Source organism: Stutzerimonas marianensis, from assembly GCF_022810315.1.
Lineage (GTDB): Bacteria > Pseudomonadota > Gammaproteobacteria > Pseudomonadales > Pseudomonadaceae > Stutzerimonas > Stutzerimonas marianensis.
On sequence record NZ_JALGRD010000094.1, the window covers coordinates 1 to 307 of the forward strand.

Consider the following 307-nt stretch of genomic DNA (forward strand, 5'->3'; position numbering starts at 1 on the left):
CGGGGGCGACCTGGCTTCGACGTGGGTCGCGAAGCAGTGCAGTGCATGCCGAGGACCAGTCACCTCGCAAATCCATCTGGAAACCAACAAACGCCAACGACGAGCGTTTCGCTCTCGCCGCTTAATACCGGCGAGCGCTGCACCGGACGGCTCACGGGCCGGGCGGGGCAACCCGCAGCAGCGTCATTTACGTGAGATAAGGGTCCATCCTGCCGTGGGATGCGCCACGAAAACCCAACGGATCGCCTAGCGTCAGCCTGCCGGTTGGCGGACGTCGGGTTAAATCAAACAACCAGGCTAAGCATGT

At 62.2% G+C, this 307-nt stretch carries 1 other RNA gene; it reads left to right on the forward strand.

Annotation, left to right across the window (positions count from 1 at the left end):
• Position 1 precedes the first annotated feature (1 nt).
• Positions 2–307, forward strand: a transfer-messenger RNA (tmRNA) gene (gene ssrA / locus MST27_RS22370); the annotation flags it as partial.